At 71.8% G+C, this 18,874-nt stretch carries 17 protein-coding genes; 13 read left to right on the top strand and 4 right to left on the bottom strand.

Annotated elements, in window-relative coordinates:
- The first annotated feature begins 28 nt into the window (after positions 1–28).
- The 8 genes from speB (at position 29) to ACFPGP_RS20495 (ending at position 9,665) form a co-directional block, all read left to right on the top strand.
- Positions 29–1,030, top strand: coding sequence for an agmatinase (gene speB / locus ACFPGP_RS20530; RefSeq protein ID WP_378592961.1), 1,002 nt, complete (start codon positions 29–31; stop codon positions 1,028–1,030).
- 1 nt (position 1,031) lies between these two features.
- Positions 1,032–2,669, top strand: coding sequence for an amidohydrolase (locus tag ACFPGP_RS20525; protein ID WP_378592960.1), 1,638 nt, complete (start codon positions 1,032–1,034; stop codon positions 2,667–2,669).
- Between the two features lie 114 nt (positions 2,670–2,783).
- A complete protein-coding gene (locus tag ACFPGP_RS20520) occupies positions 2,784–4,217 on the top strand; it encodes a gamma-aminobutyraldehyde dehydrogenase (protein ID WP_378592959.1) in 1,434 nt (477 codons plus the stop codon).
- A gap of 21 nt (positions 4,218–4,238) precedes the next feature.
- Positions 4,239–5,465: a saccharopine dehydrogenase family protein gene (locus ACFPGP_RS20515; protein ID WP_378592958.1), complete on the top strand. Its 1,227-nt coding sequence runs from the start codon at positions 4,239–4,241 to the stop codon at positions 5,463–5,465.
- 140 nt (positions 5,466–5,605) lie between these two features.
- On the top strand, positions 5,606–6,697 hold the full coding sequence (locus ACFPGP_RS20510) for an ABC transporter ATP-binding protein (RefSeq protein WP_378592957.1): 1,092 nt from the start codon (positions 5,606–5,608) through the stop codon (positions 6,695–6,697).
- A complete protein-coding gene (locus ACFPGP_RS20505) occupies positions 6,694–7,914 on the top strand; it encodes an ABC transporter substrate-binding protein (RefSeq protein WP_378592956.1) in 1,221 nt (406 codons plus the stop codon). Before ACFPGP_RS20510 ends, ACFPGP_RS20505 begins: the two co-directional genes overlap by 4 nt.
- Before the next feature lie 3 nt (positions 7,915–7,917).
- Positions 7,918–8,856 carry an ABC transporter permease gene (locus tag ACFPGP_RS20500; protein ID WP_378592955.1) on the top strand — a complete coding sequence of 313 codons (939 nt, stop codon included), beginning with the start codon at positions 7,918–7,920 and terminating at the stop codon, positions 8,854–8,856.
- Positions 8,853–9,665 carry an ABC transporter permease gene (locus ACFPGP_RS20495; protein ID WP_378592954.1) on the top strand — a complete coding sequence of 271 codons (813 nt, stop codon included), beginning with the start codon at positions 8,853–8,855 and terminating at the stop codon, positions 9,663–9,665. The genes ACFPGP_RS20500 and ACFPGP_RS20495 overlap by 4 nt, the downstream gene beginning before the upstream one ends.
- On the opposite strand, the gene ACFPGP_RS20490 is transcribed toward ACFPGP_RS20495, so the two are convergent.
- The 3 genes from ACFPGP_RS20490 to ACFPGP_RS20480 all read right to left on the bottom strand — a co-directional run bounded on the left by ACFPGP_RS20490 (position 9,649) and on the right by ACFPGP_RS20480 (position 12,794).
- Entirely contained in the window at positions 9,649–9,831 is a 183-nt protein-coding gene (locus ACFPGP_RS20490) for a hypothetical protein (RefSeq protein WP_378592953.1), read from the bottom strand. The two genes, ACFPGP_RS20495 and ACFPGP_RS20490, sit on opposite strands and share 17 nt — an antisense overlap.
- A gap of 27 nt (positions 9,832–9,858) precedes the next feature.
- The gene (gabT, locus tag ACFPGP_RS20485; RefSeq protein WP_378592952.1) at positions 9,859–11,226 is read right to left on the bottom strand and encodes a 4-aminobutyrate--2-oxoglutarate transaminase; all 1,368 of its coding nucleotides are present in this window, start codon (positions 11,224–11,226) and stop codon (positions 9,859–9,861) included.
- Positions 11,227–11,423: 197 nt separating this feature from the next.
- Positions 11,424–12,794, bottom strand: a complete 1,371-nt coding sequence (locus tag ACFPGP_RS20480; protein WP_378592951.1) for a polysaccharide deacetylase family protein — start codon at positions 12,792–12,794, stop codon at positions 11,424–11,426.
- A 78-nt stretch (positions 12,795–12,872) separates the two neighbouring features.
- Between ACFPGP_RS20480 and ACFPGP_RS20475 the strand changes: the two genes are divergently transcribed.
- The 5 genes from ACFPGP_RS20475 to ACFPGP_RS20455 all read left to right on the top strand — a co-directional run bounded on the left by ACFPGP_RS20475 (position 12,873) and on the right by ACFPGP_RS20455 (position 17,853).
- A complete protein-coding gene (locus ACFPGP_RS20475) occupies positions 12,873–13,979 on the top strand; it encodes a 1-deoxy-D-xylulose-5-phosphate reductoisomerase (RefSeq protein WP_378592950.1) in 1,107 nt (368 codons plus the stop codon).
- The gene (locus ACFPGP_RS20470) at positions 13,976–15,346 is read left to right on the top strand and encodes a M50 family metallopeptidase (protein ID WP_378592949.1); all 1,371 of its coding nucleotides are present in this window, start codon (positions 13,976–13,978) and stop codon (positions 15,344–15,346) included. The genes ACFPGP_RS20475 and ACFPGP_RS20470 overlap by 4 nt, the downstream gene beginning before the upstream one ends.
- 29 nt (positions 15,347–15,375) lie before the next feature.
- The gene (gene ispG / locus ACFPGP_RS20465; RefSeq protein WP_378592948.1) at positions 15,376–16,527 is read left to right on the top strand and encodes a flavodoxin-dependent (E)-4-hydroxy-3-methylbut-2-enyl-diphosphate synthase; all 1,152 of its coding nucleotides are present in this window, start codon (positions 15,376–15,378) and stop codon (positions 16,525–16,527) included.
- Positions 16,528–16,625: 98 nt separating this feature from the next.
- The gene (locus ACFPGP_RS20460) at positions 16,626–17,471 is read left to right on the top strand and encodes a GNAT family N-acetyltransferase (RefSeq protein ID WP_378592947.1); all 846 of its coding nucleotides are present in this window, start codon (positions 16,626–16,628) and stop codon (positions 17,469–17,471) included.
- A gap of 13 nt (positions 17,472–17,484) precedes the next feature.
- On the top strand, positions 17,485–17,853 hold the full coding sequence (locus ACFPGP_RS20455) for a DoxX family protein (protein ID WP_378592946.1): 369 nt from the start codon (positions 17,485–17,487) through the stop codon (positions 17,851–17,853).
- A gap of 31 nt (positions 17,854–17,884) precedes the next feature.
- Here ACFPGP_RS20455 and ACFPGP_RS20450 read toward each other — a convergent pair whose 3' ends face one another.
- Positions 17,885–18,859, bottom strand: a complete 975-nt coding sequence (locus ACFPGP_RS20450; RefSeq protein ID WP_378592945.1) for a hypothetical protein — start codon at positions 18,857–18,859, stop codon at positions 17,885–17,887.
- Between the last annotated feature and the right edge of the window lie 15 nt (positions 18,860–18,874).

Here is an 18,874-nt window from a genome sequence, read left to right as displayed (position 1 = left end):
TGAGGTGCCGGTCTGGTAGGACTGCCCCATGACCCGGTACGGCGCGCAGTTCGGACCCGACATCACCTTCCTCGGCGTGGACCCCGTCGACCTCGACGACGCCGAGGCGCTGGCAGGGGCGGACGTGGTGATCCTGGGGGCGCCGTGGGACGGCGGCACCTCGCACCGCCCGGGCACCCGCTTCGGACCGCAGTCGATCCGGGGGACCGACTACCTCCCGCACGACGGGTCCCGGCCGCACCTCGCGCTGCGCGTCGACGGCCTGCAGGACCTCCGGGTCCTGGACGCCGGTGACGTCGAGATGCCGCCGGGCGAGCAGGAGGTGGCACGCCAGAACCTGGAGGAGGCCGTCCACGCGGTGGCCAGCCGGGGAGCGATCCCGCTGGTGCTCGGCGGCGACCACTCGATCACGCTGCCCGACGCCACCGGCGTGGCGCGGCACCTCGGCTTCGGCCGGGTCTCGATGATCCACTTCGACGCGCACGCCGACACCGGCGACATCGAGTTCGGCTCCCTCTACGGCCACGGCCAGCCGATGCGGCGGCTGATCGAGTCCGGCGCGCTGCGCGGGGACCGTTTCCTGCAGATGGGGCTGCGGGGCTACTGGCCGGGCCCCGAGACGCTGGGCTGGATGGCCGAGCAACGGATGCGCTCCTACGAGATGACCGAGATCGGCAAGCGCGGGCTCGACGACTGCCTCGACGAGGCGTTCGAGATCGCGCTCGACGACTGCGACGCGGTCTTCCTCTCCGTCGACATCGACGTGTGCGACCCCGGGCACGCACCCGGCACCGGCACGCCCGAGCCCGGCGGGCTGAGCGCGCGCGCGCTGCTCGACGCCGTCCGCCGGATCTGCCGCGAGCTCCCGGTGGCCGGCATCGACGTGGTCGAGGTCTCCCCGCCGTATGACCACGCGGAGATCACCGCGTTCCTCGCCAACCGGGTCTGCCTCGAGGCGCTCTCCGGGCTGGCCGCGCGGCGCCGGGGCATCGACCACGATCCCGCCGGACCGCTGCTCGAGGGGCGCTGACGTGGCGGCGGTCCGGTTCCGCAACGGGTCGGTCTTCGACGGCGAGCGCTACCTCGGCTCGGGCGAGGTGCTCGTCGTCGACGGCCGGGTGGTGGAGGTGCGCGCGGTCGACCGCGGCGCCGAGCCGGCCGCGACGGGTGCCGGCGAGGAGGTCGTCGACCTCGCGGGCGGCCTGCTCTCGCCCGGCTTCGTCGACGCCCACGTGCACCCGATCCAGGGTGGGCTCGAGCGACTGCGCTGCGACCTCTCCCACCTGTCCACCCGCGAGGACTACCTCGCCGCGATCCGGTCGTACGCCGACGCGCACCCCGACCTGCCCTGGATCCTCGGCGGAGGGTGGGCGATGCCCGCCTTCCCCGGCGGCACGCCGACCGCGGCCGACCTCGACGAGGCGGTCCCGGGCCGGGCGGTGTTCCTGCCCAACCGCGACCACCACGGCGCCTGGGTGAGCTCGCGGGCGCTCGAGATCGCCGGCGTGGACGCCGGCACGCCCGATCCGCCGGACGGCCGGATCGAGCGCGACGCCGACGGCCGCCCCAGCGGCACGCTCCACGAGGGGGCGACCGCCCTGGTCTCGCGCCACCTGCCGCGCACCACCGGTGACGACTACTACGCCGCGCTGCTCGCCGGGCAGACCTACCTGCACTCGCTCGGCGTGACCTCGTGGCAGGACGCGATCGTGGGCGCCTACTCCGGCATGGACGACCCGGCCTCGACGTACACGACCGCGGCCGGCAACGGCGACCTGCGCTCGCACGTCGTCGGCGCGCTGTGGTGGGAACGACGTCTCGGCGTCGAGCAGGTGGCCGACCTCGTGGGCCGGCGGGAGGCGATGACCGGAGGTCGCTTCCGGGGCACGACCGTGAAGATCATGCAGGACGGCGTGGCCGAGAACGGCACCGCGGCGATGAGCGCGCCCTACCTCGACCGGTGCGGGCACCCCACCGACAACACGGGGCACTCGTTCGTGGAGGCGGGGGCCCTGCGCGAGGCGGTCGCGGCGCTCGACGCGGCCGGGTTCCAGGTGCACGTGCACGCGATCGGCGACCGCGGCGTGCGCGAGGCGCTCGACGCCTTCGAGGGCACCGACCCCGCCCGCCGGCACCACGTCGCCCACCTGCAGCTGGTGCACCCCGACGACGTCCCCCGGTTCCCCGCGCTCGGCGTGGCCGCCAACATGCAGGCGCTGTGGGCCTGCCTCGACGAGCAGATGGTCGACCTGACGATCCCGTTCCTGGGGGAGGAGCGGTCGCGCTGGCAGTACCCCTTCGGCGACCTCCACCGCGCCGGGACGCGCCTGGTGGCGGGCAGCGACTGGCCGGTGAGCACCCCCGACCCGCTCGCCGCGATCCACGTCGCCGTCAACCGCACCGCCTGGGGCGAGGAGGGGCGGGCCGGCACCGAGCCGTTCCTGCCCGAGCAGGCGCTGCCGCTCGAGACCGCCTTCGCGGCGTACACGTCGGGCTCGGCGTGGGTGAACCACCGCGACCTCCACGACGGTGCGGGCCGGCTCGCGCCGGGCGCCGCGGCCGACCTGGTGGTGCTCGACCGCGACCCGTTCGCGGGTCCCGCGGCCGAGGTCGGGGCGACCCGGACCGTCTCCACCTGGGTCGACGGAGTGCCGGTCTTCGAAGCCTGACGCCCCATTGCGTGCGGATTTCGTCAACGAAAGCGGGGTCCCCTACAGATTCCGTCGTCCCATGGTTAGGGTGACGCTCACACCGATCCCCGACCGGCGGAGGAAACAGCGGACATGGCAGACGCGGCGTTCAAGAACGTCATCAACGGTGAGCTCGTCGACGCGGCTTCGGGGGAGACCTACGACGTCATCGACCCGACCACCGGCGAGGTCTACGCGACCGCACCGGCGTCCGGCGCCGAGGACGTCGACCGCGCGTACGCCGCCGCCGACGCGGCCTTCGAGGGCTGGGGGTACGCGACGCCCCAGGACCGCTCGAATGCCCTCCTCAAGATCGCGGGCGCCATCGAGGAGCGCATCGAGGAGATCAACGCGGTCGAGTGCAAGGACACCGGCAAGCCGCTCGGGCTCACCATGTCGGAGGAGATGCCCTACGCCTCCGACCACTTCAAGTTCTTCGCCGGCGCCGCCCGGCTGCTCGAGGGCCGGTCCGCCGGCGAGTACATGGCCGACCACACCTCCTGGGTCCGGCGTGAGCCGGTCGGCGTCGTCGGGCAGGTGACGCCCTGGAACTACCCGCTGATGATGATGATCTGGAAGATCGCCCCGGCCCTCGCGGCGGGCAACACCGTCGTGCTCAAGCCGAGCGACACCACGCCGGCGAGCTCGACGTTGCTGGCCGAGCTCGCGCAGGAGTTCCTGCCGCCGGGCGTGCTCAACGTCGTCTGCGGTGACCGCGACACCGGCCGCATGCTCGTCGAGCACAAGACCCCCCAGATGGTGGCGATCACCGGCTCGGTGCGCGCGGGCATGCAGGTGGCCGAGGCGGCCTCCCGTGACCTCAAGCGCGTGCACCTCGAGCTCGGCGGCAAGGCGCCGGTCGTGGTCTTCGACGACGCCGACATCGCAGCGGCCGCCGACGGCATCGCGGGCGCGGGCCTCTTCAACGCCGGACAGGACTGCACCGCGGCGACGCGGGTGCTCGTGCAGCAGGGCATCCACGACGAGTTCGTCGCCGCCCTCGCGGAGGCCGCCCGGGGCATGCCGACCGGCATGCCCGACGACGAGGCGACCTACTTCGGCCCCCTCAACAACGCCCACCAGCTCGCCCACGTCTCCGGCATGGTCGAGCGCCTCCCCGACCACGCGACGGTGCACACCGGCGGCACCCGGCACGGCGACCGGGGCTACTTCTACGAGCCCACCGTCGTGTCCGGCCTCCAGCAGCGGGACGAGCAGATCCAGACCGAGATCTTCGGCCCGGTCATGACCGTGCAGGCGTTCAGCGACGAGGCGCAGGCCCTCGCCTGGGCCAACGACGTGGAGTTCGCGCTCGCCTCCAGCGTGTGGACCAGGGACCACGCCCGGGCCATGCGGATGTCGCGCCGACTCGACTTCGGCGCGGTGTGGATCAACACCCACATCCCCTTCGTCTCCGAGATGCCGCACGGCGGCTTCAAGCACTCCGGCTACGGCAAGGACCTCTCCATGTACGGCCTGGAGGACTACACCCGGATCAAGCACGTCATGTCGTACATCGGTCAGTAATCGAAAGGCAGCACACTCCCCATGCGGATCCTCCTCGTCGGCGCCGGCGGCGTCGGCTCGGCGTTCGCTGCCATCGCGGCGCGACGCGACTTCTTCGAGACGATCGTGGTCGCCGACTACGACCAGGCCAAGGCCGAGACGGCGGCCGCGACCGACGCGCGCTTCGTCGCCGCCCGGATCGACGCCTCCGACGCCGCGTCGGTGACCGCGCTGTGCCGCGAGCACCGGATCACCCACGTGATGAACGCCGTCGACCCGGTGTTCAACATGCCGATCTTCGACGGCGCCTTCGAGGCGGGTGCGGACTACCTCGACATGGCGATGTCGCTGTCCTACCGCCACCCCGAGGCGCCGTTCGAGAAGGTCGGCGTCAAGCTCGGCGACGCGCAGTTCGAGAAGGCGGGGGAGTGGGAGTCGTCCGGGCGGCTCGCGCTGGTCGGCATCGGCGTCGAGCCCGGCCTCTCCGACGTGTTCGCGCGGTACGCCGCGGACCACCTCTTCTCGGAGATCGACGAGCTCGGCACCCGCGACGGCGCGAACCTCACGGTCACCGACGACGACGGCAACGAGATCTTCGCGCCGTCGTTCTCGATGTGGACCACGATCGAGGAGTGCCTCAACCCGCCGGTCATCTACGAGAAGGCGCGCGCCGACGTCGACGGCGGCTGGTTCACCACGGCGCCGTTCTCCGAGCCCGAGGTCTTCGACTTCCCCGAGGGCATCGGCCCGGTCGAGTGCGTGAACGTCGAGCACGAGGAGGTGCTCCTGATGCCGCGCTGGGTCGACTGCAAGCGGGCGACCTTCAAGTACGGCCTCGGCGACGAGTTCATCACCATCCTCAAGGTGCTCAACACCCTCGGGCTCGACCGCACCGAGAAGGTCCGGGTCAAGGGCGTCGAGGTCTCGCCGCGCGACGTCGTGGCGGCGGTGCTGCCCGACCCGGCCACCGTCGGTCCGCGGATGAGGGGCAAGACCTGCGCCGGACTCTGGGTCACCGGCACCGGCAAGGACGGCAGCCCGAGGTCGACCTACCTCTACCACGTGGTCGACAACGAGTGGACGATGCGCGAGTACGGCCACCAGTGCGTGGTCTGGCAGACCGCGATCAACCCGGTCGTCGCCCTCGAGCTGCTCGCCCGCGGCACCTGGCAGGGCGCCGGCGTGCTCGGCCCGGAGGCCTTCGACGCCGTCCCCTTCCTCGACCTGCTCACCGAGTACGGCAGCCCGTGGGGCCAGGTGGAGCGCTGACACCACCCGGTGGTCTGGTCCGGAGCTCGGGGACCGCTGACCGTTCCACAATCACGATCGGGTAACGACCACCGATCCGCTCGTCGACCCTCCGAGAAACGATGGAAACCGTGATGTCTGCTTCGCTAGCGTGGCCTGCCATGCCAACCGAGGGGTCGAGCACGCCTGCTGCCATCTCGCTGTCCGGTCTCAGCAAGCACTTCGGCGAGGTCCGCGCTGTCGACGACCTCGACCTGCAGATCGCGGACGGTGAGTTCTTCTCCATGCTCGGCCCGTCCGGCTCCGGCAAGACCACGGTGCTGCGGCTGATCGCCGGCTTCGAGAAGCCGACGGCCGGGACCATCGTGCTCGGCGACCGCGACGTGACCGACGTGCCGGCGTACGCCCGTGACGTGAACACCGTCTTCCAGGACTACGCGATCTTCCCGCACATGAACGTGCTGCAGAACGTCGAGTACGGGCTGCGCGTGAAGAAGGTCCGCAAGACCGAGCGCCGCCGGCGCGCCGAGGAGGCGCTCGCCACGGTGCGCCTCGAGGGCTTCGCCGACCGGCGCCCCCACCAGCTCTCCGGCGGCCAGCGGCAGCGGGTCGCCCTCGCCCGGGCGCTCGTCAACCGGCCGCGGGTGCTGCTGCTCGACGAGCCGCTCGGCGCGCTCGACCTCAAGCTGCGCCGCGAGATGCAGATCGAGCTCAAGCAGATCCAGCGCGACGTCGGCATCACCTTCGTGTTCGTGACCCACGACCAGGAGGAGGCGCTGACGATGAGCGACCGGATCGCGGTCTTCAACGAGGGTCGCATCGAGCAGCTGGCCGCGCCGGTCGAGCTGTACGAGGAGCCGGCGAGCGCCTTCGTGGCGGGTTTCGTCGGCACCTCCAACCTGATCCAGGGCGCGGTGGCCCAGCAGCTGGTCGGCCGGGAGGGCACGTTCGTGGTCCGCCCGGAGAAGGTCAGCATGGTCGCCGCGTCCGACGCACCGCCTCCGGGACCCGACACCTGCGTGGCCCCCGGCGTGGTGCGTGAGGTGGTCTACCTGGGGGCCTCGACCCACTCGGTCGTGGCCCTCGATGCCGGCGCCACCCTGACGGTGTCCCACCAGAACTCGGACCGCTCCATCGAAGCCGCACTCGAGCGGCGGGAGCAACGCGTCGTCCTGACCTGGCGACGCGACCAGCTGGTGTCCCTGGGCGGCGCGGCCGCCCCCGGGACATCCCCCATGGAGGAGACACGATGAGGAAGACAACCGCCACGCGGATGGTGGCCGTCGGCGGCGCGCTGCTGCTGGCCACGGCGTTCGCCGGCTGTGGCACGAGCTCGGACGAGGGCTCCGACAACGGCAGCACGGCCTCGGGTGGCTTCACGCCCCCGGACGTCCCGATGGCCCAGGAGATCGGGGACATGGAGGGGCAGGTCAACATCCTGGCCTGGCCCGGCTACGCCGAGGACGGCAGCACCGACAAGAGCGTCGACTGGGTGACGCCGTTCGAGGAGCAGACCGGCTGCGACGCCAACGTGAAGTACTTCGGCACCTCCGACGAGGCCGTGCAGCTGATGAAGAGCGGGGAGTACGACGTCGTCTCGGCCTCGGGTGACGCCTCGCTGCGGCTCATCGCCGCGGGCGACGTGGCGCCGATGAACACCGATCTCCTGGAGAACTACGGCGACATCGAGGACTTCCTCAAGGACCGCCCGTGGAACTCCGTCGACGGCCAGATGTACGGCGTGCCCCACGGCTGGGGCGCCAACGTGCTGATGTACAACACCGAGGTGGTCTCGCCGGCCCCGACCAGCTGGGGCGCGGTCTTCGACCAGTCCTCGGACTACGCGGGCAAGGTGACGGCGTACGACTCGCCGATCTACATCGCCGACGCGGCGCTGTACCTGATGAAGACCCAGCCCGACCTGGGCATCACGGACCCCTACGCGCTCGACCAGGACCAGCTCGACGCGGCCGTGGAGCTGCTCAAGCAGCAGAACGAGAACGTCAGCGAGTACTGGTCGGACTACCTCAAGCAGGACCAGGCCTTCACCAACGGCGACTCGGTCATCGGGACGACGTGGCAGTTCATCGCCAACCTGGCCCAGTCCGAGGGCGTGCCCGTCGAGGTGACGCTGCCCGAGGAGGGCGCGACCGGCTGGTCGGACACCTGGATGATCGCTGCCGACGCGCAGAACCCCAACTGCGCCTACGCGTGGTCCGACTACATCACCAGCCCGGAGCCGCAGGCCCAGGTTGCCGAGTGGTTCGGTGAGGCGCCGGCCAACACCCAGGCCTGCTCGCTGACGTCGGACAAGAAGTTCTGCGACACCTACCACGCCGAGGACGCCGACTACGCCGCGCAGATCTACTACTGGACCACGCCGATCGAGCAGTGCCTCGACGGCCGGACCGACGTGAAGTGCACGGACTACGGCGACTGGACCCAGGCGTGGACCGAGGTCAAGGGCTGATCGTTGACGCAGAGCACTGACAGCACCGCCGCGGCGCGGCGCGGGGCCGACCAGGCCCCGCGCCGGGCCCGGCGCTCGCGCGCGCAGGGCGGCACGGGCGACTCCGGCAGGCGCCTGAGCCCCACCACCGCCTTGCTGCTCGCGCTGCCGATGCTCTGGCTGGGCGCGCTCTACCTGACCGCGCTCGGCGGTCTCTTCATCACCTCGCTGTGGTCGCAGGACGACTTCACCGGCAACATCGTGCGGGAGTGGACGCTCGACAACTTCCGCGACCTGTTCACGATCGAGGTCTACCGGACGATCACCCTGCGCACGCTGGGGATCGCCGCCCTGGTGACCGTGATCGACGCGCTGCTCGCCTTCCCGATCGCGCTCTACATGGCCAAGATCGCCTCGCCGCGGGCCCAGCGGCTGCTCGTGATCTCCGTGCTGATGCCGCTGTGGGCGTCGTACCTCGTCAAGGCGTACGCGTGGCGCGGCATGCTCTCGGAGAACGGCCTGATCTCCTGGCTGGGCGCGCCGTTCGGCATCTCCAGCCCCGGCTACGGGCTGCTGGCCACGACGATCACGCTGGCCTACCTGTGGCTGCCGTTCATGATCCTGCCGATCTTCGCGGGCTTGGAGCGGGTGCCGGACTCGCTGTTCGAGGCGTCCTCCGACCTCGGTGCCCACTGGTGGGTGACGCTGCGCCGGGTGGTGCTGCCGATGGCCTTCCCGGCGATCGTGGCCGGCTCGATCTTCACGTTCTCGCTGTCCATGGGCGACTACATCGCGGTCAAGATCGTCGGCGGCACCGGGCAGCTGCTCGGCAACGTCGTCTACGACAACCAGGGCGCGGCCAACAACCTGCCGTTCGCCGCTGCCGTCGCGACCATCCCGGTCGTCGTGATGCTGCTCTACCTCGCCGCGGTACGGCGTACCGGAGCCCTGGAGAACCTGTGAACGACGCCAAGGGCCTCAAGGCCATCCTCACCGGGTTCACCGTGCTGGTGCTGGTGTTCATCTACACCCCGCTGGCGCTGGTGTTCCTCAACTCCTTCAACGCCGACAAGTCGTTCAAGTGGCCGCCGACGGACCTCACGCTGCACTGGTGGAGCGTCGCTGCGCAGAGCACCGGGGCGCGCGACGCCCTCTGGACGAGCGTCCAGGTGGCGATCGCTGCCACGCTCGTCGCGCTGCTGCTGGGCACGCTGGCCGGGATGGCGCTGCGGCGCACCCGGTTCTTCGGGCGCAACACCGTCTCGCTGCTGATCATCCTGCCGATCGCACTGCCGGGCATCGTCACCGGTCTCGCCTTCCAGAACGCGTTCAAGACGCTGTTCGGCATCGACCTCAGCCTGTTCACGATCATCGTGGCGCACGCGACGTTCTGCATCGTCACGGTCTTCAACAACGTGCAGGCGCGTTTCCAGAGGCTCGGGCACAACTTCGAGCAGGCCTCGATGGACCTCGGCGCCGGCCGGTTCACGACCTTCCGCCTGATCACCCTGCCGATGCTGCGCTCGGCCCTGCTGGCCGGCGCGCTGCTGGCCTTCGGCCTGTCGTTCGACGAGATCGTGGTGACCACGTTCACCGCGAGCAGCCAGGACCAGACGCTGCCGATCTGGATCTTCCAGAACCTCTTCCGGCCCAACCAGGCGCCGGTGGTGAACGTGATCGCGGCGGTGCTGGTGATGCTCTCGGCAATCCCGATCTACCTCGCGCAGCGGCTCTCCGGCGGGCACACCGAGGCGCTCACCGGCGCCCGGTGACCCGGTAGCGCAGGGAGACCACGCTCCCCGTCACCTCGTGCTCGACGAGCTCGAGGTCGACGCGGCCGGAGCGGGGGGAGAAGGCGATGCCCGCGCCGAGATCGGGCTGCGGTCGACGACGACGTTGCTCATGCCCGAGCAGACCACGGCGCCGCCCCGAAGTCATCGGGGCGGCGCCGCAGGGTGGCGGGTGTCAGGCGGTGGCGTCGAAGGCCTCCGCCACCACGTCGAAGGCCTCGTGCAGCAGCTCGTCGCTGATCGACAGCGGCGGCAGGAACCGGAAGACGTTGCCCCAGGTGCCGCAGGTCAGCGTGACCACGCCCTGGCTGTGGCAGTACGACGACGCGGCGGCCGCGCGGGCGGCGTCGGGGGTCGTGGTGCCGGGCTGGTTGAGCTCGATCGCCATCATCGCGCCGCGCCCACGGATCTCGGCGACGACCGGGTGCTTCTGCTGCAGGGCGGTCAGCCGCTCGGTCATGATCGCGCCGACCTGCCGGGCGCGGGCGTTGTGGTCGTGGGCCTGCATCTCCTCGATGGCGCCGAGGGCGGCGGCGCAGGCGACGGGGTTGCCGCCGTAGGTGCCGCCGAGGCCGCCCGCGTGGACGCTGTCCATCACCTCGGCGCGACCGGTGACCGCGGCGAGGGGGAGGCCGCCGGCGATGCCCTTGGCGGTGGTGACCAGGTCGGGGACGACGCCCTCGTGGTCGCAGGCGAACCAGTCGCCGGTGCGACAGAAGCCGGACTGGATCTCGTCCGCGACGAGGAGGACCCCGCGCTCGCCGGCCCAGGCGGCGAGCGCGGGGAGAAAGCCGGGGGCCGGGACGACGAAACCGCCCTCGCCCTGCAGGGGCTCGATCACGATGCAGGAGAGGTTGTCGGCACCCACCTGCTTGTCGAGCACGTCGATCGCCCGGGCCGCGGCCTCCTCGCCGGACAGCCCGTCGCGCAGCGGGTAGGACATCGGCGCTCGGTAGACCTCGTTGGCGAACGGCCCGAACCCGTGCTTGTAGGGCATGTTCTTGGCGGTCATGGCCATCGTGAGGTTGGTGCGGCCGTGGTAGGCGTGGTCGAAGACCGCCACCGCGTCACGGCCGGTCGCGGTGCGCGCGATCTTGACGGCGTTCTCGACCGCCTCCGCGCCGGAGTTGAACAGCGCCGACTTCTTGGCGTGGTCACCGGGGGTGAGCCGCGCCAGCTCCGCGCAGACGTCCACGTAGCCGTCGTACGGCGTGATCATGAAGCAGGTGTGGGTGAAGGCCTCCACCTGCCGCTGGACGTTCGCGACCACGGACGGCGCGGCGTTGCCCACCGTGGTGACCGCGATGCCGGAGCCGAGGTCGATCAGCGAGTTGCCGTCGACGTCGTGCAGGACGCCACCCCCCGCCGCCGTGACGAAGACCGGGAGCATCGTGCCCACGCCGTCCGCCACGTGCGCCTTCTTGCGCTCCAGCCGCTCCCGCGACCGCGGACCGGGGATCTCGGTCACCAGCCGTCGCGCCTGCACCAGCCCCGGCCCGCCCGCGTGCAGCTCGGTCGGGATCTCACTCACCACGTCGCTCATGGGCGACGATCCTAGTACCCACAGCGCCCCGTGGCGACGGATCCCACCTGTGAATCAACCCCTGAGCAACGGATTCCGCACCCCATCCCGCCAAGGTGGCAGAAATGGCGACGCGAGGTGGCGAAAATGGCGGTCCGAGGTGGGAGCAATGGTCGCCATTCCTCCCACCTCGGACCGCCATTTCTCCCACCTCGGCGTCAGGGCGGGGGCGAGAGGATGGTGAGCGTGGCACTGCGGTCGCCGAGGCGGGCGTGCAGGGCGTCGGTGACGCGGATCTGAAGTGTCTCCGCCTCGGTGTCGGTGGTGTCGGGCTGGTCGGGGAGGACGACGACGGGCACGAGCACGCTGCGCTCCCCGGCGGGGACGACGAGACGCAGGGAGACCGGCTCGTAGTCGGTGCCGGCCTCGGCCGTGCCGGGCACGTCGACGACGTCGAGGACGACGCGGCGTCCGCTTGCCCGACCGAGCCGCAGCTCCACGAACGCGGTCACGGGGTCGGTCGTCGGCTCGGTCACCGTCGCGTCCCGGGCCCACACGGCCGGCGGGCGGTCGTGGTCGCGGATCGTGGCGACCTCGCGTCCCTGCGTCACGCGCAGGTGCCGGGGGTGGCGGAGCACGACCTCGAACCGCTCGTCGGCCTCGTCGATCCGGTCGCCGAGCAGCGGGATCGCGACCCGGGCCCGCAGGGCGCCGGCGGGGATCTCGACCCGGACGTCGACGGCGGTGAAGTCGAGCCCCGACGTGGCCGAGCCGGAGTGCGTGCGCAGCCGCACCGAGGTGTTCCGCGCGGTGGGCCGGTCGAGCGTGATGGTGGCCACCGCGGAGCGGCCCTCGCGCGCGTCCTCGACCTGCAGCGAGGCGCGCGGCGTGGGGAAGCCGGGCTCCCCGTGCTCGTCGAGGGCCACGAAGCAGTAGCCGCGGCGGCGGGCCTCCCGGACGACGCGGGGCAGCGCGGCCACCGACGCGGGGGAGGTCGCCACGCCGTCGTGCTGGATCACGATGTTGCTCCCGCCGGGCACCAGGCCGTCCAGGATCCGTTTGGCGATGGTCGCCGACGACGAGGTGTCCCAGTCGCGCGGGTCGATCGTCCACAGCACCTCGGCGAGCCCCAGCCCGGCCTCGATCTTCTGCACCCGCGTGTCGGTCAGGCCGTACGGCGGGCGCACCAGCGGGCTTGTGACCACGCCGGCGCGGTGCAGCGCGCGCTGGGTGCGACGCAGCGTGTGCCGGACCTGCCGGTCGCCCAGCGCGGTGAGCTGCTCGTGCTCCCAGGTGTGGTTCCCGACCAGGAAGCCCGACCGCGCGACCAGCCGCGCAGTGGAGGGGGACACGGCGACCCGGTAGCCCAGCATGAAGAACGTCGCCGGCACGTGCAGCCGGCGCAGCGTGTGCACGAGCTGGGGCGTCACCGTCGGCGACGGGCCGTCGTCGAAGGTGAGCGACACGTGGCCCGAGGAGCAGCGGGCGGCGACCCGTGCCGTCGCGGCGCCCGGTGACGTGGCCGGCACGCCGAGGACGGTCGTGGTCAGCACGGCCGCCGCGACCAGCGCGCGGAACGGGCGGCCCATGCCTCCAGCGTCCTCCCCGGGCACGCCCCGGCGTTGCCGATTGACGGGATCTGGAGTGTCTGCTGGAACACTGTCCCGGTGCAGCACCGTGAACGCCGCGACGTGGTCGTGCTCGGCTCGACCGGCTCGATCGGCACCCAGGCCCTCGACGTCGTACGACGCAACCCCGACCGGTTCCGCGTGGTCGGGCTGACCGCCGGCGGTGGCAACCCCGACCTCTTCGAGCGCCAGGTCGCCGAGCTCGCGCCGGCCTTCCACGGCCTCGGCGAGGAGGCCAGCGTCGAGGCGGCCGGGATGCCGGCCGACGTGGTGCTCAACGGCATCACCGGCGCGGTCGGCCTGCGACCGACCCTGGCCGCCCTCGACGCCGGGAACGTGCTGGCGCTGGCCAACAAGGAGAGCCTGATCGTCGGCGGACCACTCGTCACCGGCCGCGCCCGCCCGGGCCAGATCGTGCCGGTCGACTCCGAGCACTCGGCGCTCGCCCAGTGCCTGCGCGGCGGCTCCGCCGACGAGGTGCGCCGGCTCGTGCTGACGGCCAGCGGCGGACCCTTCCGCGGCCGCACCCGCGAGGAGCTCCTCGACGTGACCGTCGCGCAGGCGCTCGCGCACCCGACGTGGGACATGGGACCGGTCGTCACGATCAACTCCGCGACTCTGGTCAACAAGGGCCTCGAGGTGATCGAGGCGCACCTGCTCTTCGGCATCCCCTTCGAGCGGATCGCGGTGGTCGTGCACCCCACCTCCGTCGTGCACTCGATGGTCGAGTTCCTCGACGGCTCGACGCTGGCGCAGGCCAGCCCGCCGACCATGCTGATCCCGATCGCGCTCGGCCTGGCCTGGCCCGACCGCGTCGCGGGCACCGCGCCACCCGTCGACTGGACCTCCCCGCAGACCTGGGAGTTCTTCCCGCTCGACGACCAGGCCTTCCCCGCCGTCCGTCTCGCCCGCGAGGCAGGGGAGCGCGGCAGCACCGCCCCCGCGGTCTACAACGCCGCCAACGAGACCTGCGTCACCGCCTTCACCGAGGGCCGGCTCAGGTTCGTCGACATGGTGCCGACGGTGGAGGCGGTGCTCAGGCAGCACGACGTACCCTCGGAAGCGACGCTCACCGTCGACGACGTGCTCGCCGCCGACTCGTGGGCGCGCGAGACCGCTGGCCGGATGATCGAAGGAACGACGTGACCCCCCTGCTCTACACCCTGGGCGTGGTGTTCTTCGTTCTCGCCATCCTGGCCTCGATCGGGCTGCACGAGCTCGGGCACATGATCCCGGCGAAGGCCTTCGGCGGGAAGGTCACCCAGTACTTCATCGGCTTCGGCCCCACCGTGTGGAGCAAGCAGGTCGGCGAGACCGAGTACGGCGTCAAGGCCATCCCGCTCGGCGGCTACGTCAAGATCGTCGGGATGCTGCCCCCCGCGGCCGAGGACCTCGACGAGGACGCCGAGCACCCGCAGTACGACGAGGACGGCAACCGCGTCATCCGGATCCGCAAGTCCAACACGGGCATGTTCACCCAGCTGGTCTCCGACGCCCGCGCGGCCGAGTGGGAGCACATCAAGCCCGGCGACGAGGACCGCCTCTTCTACCGCATGGCGTGGTGGAAGAAGGTGATCGTGATGGCCGGCGGCCCCACGGTCAACCTGCTGATCGCCTTCTTCATCTTCTGGGGCGTCTTCGGCCTCTACGGCACCCGCACCCCCGAGCCCGACGCCGGCCAGCCGGTCATCGACACCGTGTCCAGGTGCGTCATCCCCTACAACGAGGAGGGCCGGGACTGCGCGGCCAGCGACCCGCCCGCCCCGGCGTACGAGGCCGGGCTGCGCCCCGGCGACGTGATCACGTCGTTCAACGGCACGTCCGTGCGCGACTGGGACCAGCTGCGTGCCCTGATCCGGGCCAACGACAACGGCAGGGCCGTCATCGTCTACGAGCGCGACGGCGTCGAGCGCACCGGCACCACGAGCACGACCGTCGAGCTGCGCCCCGCCTCGGCCTCCGACCTCACCGTCTCCCAGGTGGGCTTCCTCGGCGTCACGCCGACCTTCCACACGGCCGTCGTGTACGGCGGCCCGGTCTACACGCTGCAGGAGATGGGCGGGATGACCGTCCAGACGGTCGAGGCGCTCGGCCAGCTCCCCGTCAAGGTGTACGGCGTGGGCCGGGCCATCGTCGGCGCCCAGGAGCGCGAGCAGGACAGCCCGGTGAGCATCGTCGGCGGTGGCCGGATCGCCGGTGAGGTGGCGTCGACGGACAAGGCCCAGGTCACCGAGAAGGCGGTCTTCCTCCTGCTGCTGGTGGCCGGCTTCAACCTCTTCATCGGGCTGTTCAACTTCATCCCGCTGCTGCCGCTCGACGGCGGCCACATCGCCGGCGCGCTCTACGAGGCGATCCGGCGCGGGGTGGCCCGCGCCCGGCACCGGCCCGACCCCGGGTACGTCGACGTGGCCAAGCTGCTCCCGGTGGCCTACGTCGTGGCCTCGGCGCTCCTCGTCATGGGTGTCGTGCTGATCGTCGGCGACCTCGTGGTCCCGGTCCGCACCGAATTCTGACGCGCACGCCCCGCCGGTAACCTGACCGCATGACCTCCGTCGGCCTCGGCATGCCCGCGCTCCCGCCCCCGGTGCTCGCCCCGCGCCGCCCCACCCGGCAGATCCGCGTCGGCAAGGTCGGGGTCGGCAGCGAGCACCCGATCTCGGTGCAGTCGATGACCACGACGCTGACCTCCGACGTCAACGCGACCCTCCAGCAGATCGCCGAGCTGACCGCCACCGGGTGCGACATCGTCCGCGTCGCCTGCCCGAGCCAGGACGACGCCGACGCCCTGCCCGAGATCGCGCAGCACTCGCAGATCCCGGTCATCGCCGACATCCACTTCCAGCCGAAGTACGTCTTCGCGGCGATCGACGCCGGCTGCGCCGCCGTGCGCGTCAACCCCGGCAACATCCGCAAGTTCGACGACCAGGTCAAGGAGATCGCCGCCGCCGCCAAGGACCGCGGCACCTCGATCCGGATCGGGGTCAACGCCGGATCGCTCGACAAGCGACTGCTGGAGAAGTACGGCAAGGCGACGCCCGAGGCGCTCGTCGAGTCGGCGGTCTGGGAGGCCGGGCTCTTCGAGGAGCACGACTTCCACGACTTCAAGATCTCGGTCAAGCACAACGACCCCGTCGTGATGGTCGAGGCCTACCAGATGCTGGCCGAGCGCGGCGACTGGCCGCTCCACCTCGGCGTCACGGAGGCCGGGCCCGCGTTCCAGGGCACGATCAAGTCCGCGGTGGCCTTCGGCGCGCTGCTCAGCAAGGGGATCGGGGACACCATCCGGGTCTCGCTCTCCGCGCCTCCGGTCGAGGAGGTCAAGGTCGGGCTGCAGATCCTGGAGTCGCTCAACCTCCGGCCGCGCCGGCTCGAGATCGTCTCCTGCCCCTCCTGCGGGCGGGCTCAGGTCGACGTCTACAAGCTCGCCGACGAGGTGACCGCCGGGCTCGAGGGGCTCGAGGTGCCGCTGCGCGTCGCCGTCATGGGGTGCGTCGTGAACGGCCCCGGCGAGGCCCGCGAGGCCGACCTCGGCGTCGCGTCCGGCAACGGCAAGGGCCAGATCTTCGTCAAGGGCGAGGTGATCAAGACCGTGCCCGAGTCGCAGATCGTGGAGACCCTCATCGAGGAGGCGATGCGGATCGCCGAGGGCATGGAGGCCGTGGACGGCGCCGGCGCCGAGGTGACGGTCTCCTGAGCCCCGCGGCGCAGGCGGTGACGCGGTCGCCGCCGGCCCTCGCGTTCACGCGCGCGAGCCGCTCTCACCGGCCGCGGCGGGCGCGTAGGCTCCGGTCCGTGCTCTCGACCCGCCACGGCGTCCGGGTCCTCGGCCCGACCGACCTGGCCGCGTTCCTCGACCTCACCGGCCGCGACCCGGTGGTCAACGTGTTCGCGGACTACCGTGCGCGCACCACCAACCTCGAGCCCCGCTGGCTCGGCGGCGAGGTCTGGGGCCGGTTCCGCGACGGAGAGCTGGTCGCGGCCTGCCACCTCGGCGCGAACCTGGTCATGGTCGAGGCGACCGACGAGGACGCCCGGGTCTTCGCCGAGCGGGCGCTGACCCGCCGGCGCAGCGTCTCCACGATCTACGGGCTCCAGGCCCCGGTGCGCGCCTTCTGGGACGTCGTCGCCACCGGCTGGGGCCGCCCGCGTGAGGCGCGCTGGTGCCAACCGCACCTCGAGATCGCCGGCGAGCCGGCGGTCGCCCCCGACCCGCGGGTCCGGCGCACCACCCGCGACGACCTCGACGTGCTGTTCCCGGCGTGCGTCGCCATGCACACCGAGGAGGTCGGCGTCCCGCCCGACCAGGGCGGGGGAGCGGACCTCTACCGCACCCGGGTCAGCCAGCTGATCTCACTGGGGTGGTCGTTCGCGCGCTTCGAGGACGATCGGGTGGTGTTCAAGGCGGAGGTCGCCTACGCCTCGCCGCACGCCGCGCAGGTGCAGGGCGTGTGGGTCCCTCCCGACCTGCGGGGGCAGGGACTCGCCGCGGCCGGCATGGCCGCGGTCGTCGAGCAGGTACGCCGCGACATCGCCCCGGTCGTCTCCCTCTACGTCAACGGCTACAACACGCCGGCCCGCGCGGCGTACGCCCGGGTCGGCTTCCGCGAGACGGCCACGTTCGCCACGATCATGTTCTGACAGGCTGCGGGGCGTGACCCCACCCCTGACCCGCGAGGCGAAGGTCGTCGTCGGCGCCTTCGCCGCCAGCGGCACCGTCCACCTCGTCCGGCCGCGCACGTTCGAGCCGCTGATGCCGTCGTGGGTGCCGCGCCACCGCGAGGTGATCCTGGCCAGCGGCGTGGCCGAGCTGGTCTGTGCCGCCGGCCTGCTCCACCCGCGCACGCGACGCGTCGCCGGCTGGGCCAGCGCCGCCCTGCTCGTCGCCGTCTTCCCCGGCAACCTGAAGATGGCCGACGACGCCCGCCGGTCCGGCGACGCGAGGCTGCAGGCGGTGGCCTACGCGCGCCTGCCGCTGCAGCTGCCGATGGTGCGCGGCGCGCTGCGCGCGGCCCGGGGCTGAGCCCGGGCCGCGCACCGAGGTCCGCGCCGGCTCAGAGCTGCGTGCGGGTCAGGCCCGAGGCCCGCTCGCAGGTGCCCACGTCGCACCGCACCCAGGCGGTCTTCCTCTTCCCGTGGGTCAGCATCAGCGGGGTGGTGTCGGTCTCCCAGAGCACCGCGCCGAAGTAGTAGGTGTGGTACTTCGCGACGATCCTGCCGCCGCCCTTGCGCAGCTGCACCTGACCGGGGCCGAGCCCGTCGCTGAGGATGTAGACGGTCGCCATCCGGCTGCCGTCGGGGGAGAACTCCCACACGGCCTGGTCGCAGCTCTTCCACACGCGGGCGGTGGTGTCGGACAGCCGGGAGACGATCGAGCAGCCGCCGCGGTAGGGGTCCTTGCTCATCCACGCCAGCCGGTCGGCCGCGATGCTGGCGGCGTACGCCGCGCGGTCGGTCAGCCGGGTCACCCGGTCGGTGCCGGTGTTCCAGCTGAAGGTGCGCTGCGGCTGGGAGGCCGACATGACGAAGGTCCCCGCGTCGGCGTCGAGCGTCCAGGCGAACCCGTCGAAGGTGCGCTGCACCAGCAGGCTGCCGTCCGTCGCGCTGTAGACCTTGGTGCGGGTCTCCTTCGCGCGGTACTTCACCTTCGGGTAGACGATCTGGGCGCCGTCGTGCGACATCGTCATCTCCCACACCGGCAGGCCGCTGAGGATCGTGGTGCGGTCGCCGGTCGGCGTGACCCGCACGACGCGGGGCGTCGTGGTGGTCGTGTCGGACCAGGTGGCCACGACGTAGTCGCCGCCGGACGTGCCGAGCAGACGCACACCGCCCGCGTTCTTGAACCGCGCGGTGAAGGAGCCGTCGACGACAGCGTTGCCCTCGACGTGCGGCACGGTCGCGTCGGCGCCCCGGGTGAGCTGGCCGGGCTGGAGGTGGACGTCCGGGACCGCGGCCAGGGCCGGCGCGGTGGCGCCGGCGACGAGGGCGAGCGTCGCCGCGGCAGCGGCGAGGAGGGCGGGCTTCTTCATCGGTGACTCCCAGGT

Source organism: Nocardioides taihuensis (assembly GCF_042657275.1).
Taxonomy (GTDB): Bacteria; Actinomycetota; Actinomycetes; order Propionibacteriales; family Nocardioidaceae; genus Nocardioides; species Nocardioides taihuensis.
This window is presented reverse-complemented; position numbering and strand designations above follow the sequence as displayed.

Excerpts from the sequence above, each read along its gene's own strand:
- gabT (WP_378592952.1), bottom strand. The coding sequence starts at position 11,226 with ATGAGCGACGTGGTGAGTGAGATCCCGACCGAGCTGCACGCGGGCGGG.
- ACFPGP_RS20480 (WP_378592951.1), bottom strand. The coding sequence starts at position 12,794 with ATGGGCCGCCCGTTCCGCGCGCTGGTCGCGGCGGCCGTGCTGACCACG.
- ACFPGP_RS20515 (WP_378592958.1), top strand. The coding sequence starts at position 4,239 with ATGCGGATCCTCCTCGTCGGCGCCGGCGGCGTCGGCTCGGCGTTCGCT.
- ACFPGP_RS20450 (WP_378592945.1), bottom strand. The coding sequence starts at position 18,859 with ATGAAGAAGCCCGCCCTCCTCGCCGCTGCCGCGGCGACGCTCGCCCTC.
- ACFPGP_RS20505 (WP_378592956.1), top strand. The coding sequence starts at position 6,694 with ATGAGGAAGACAACCGCCACGCGGATGGTGGCCGTCGGCGGCGCGCTG.
- ACFPGP_RS20510 (WP_378592957.1), top strand. The coding sequence starts at position 5,606 with ATGCCAACCGAGGGGTCGAGCACGCCTGCTGCCATCTCGCTGTCCGGT.
- speB (WP_378592961.1), top strand. The coding sequence starts at position 29 with ATGACCCGGTACGGCGCGCAGTTCGGACCCGACATCACCTTCCTCGGC.
- ACFPGP_RS20490 (WP_378592953.1), bottom strand. The coding sequence starts at position 9,831 with ATGACTTCGGGGCGGCGCCGTGGTCTGCTCGGGCATGAGCAACGTCGT.
- ACFPGP_RS20520 (WP_378592959.1), top strand. The coding sequence starts at position 2,784 with ATGGCAGACGCGGCGTTCAAGAACGTCATCAACGGTGAGCTCGTCGAC.
- ispG (WP_378592948.1), top strand. The coding sequence starts at position 15,376 with ATGACCTCCGTCGGCCTCGGCATGCCCGCGCTCCCGCCCCCGGTGCTC.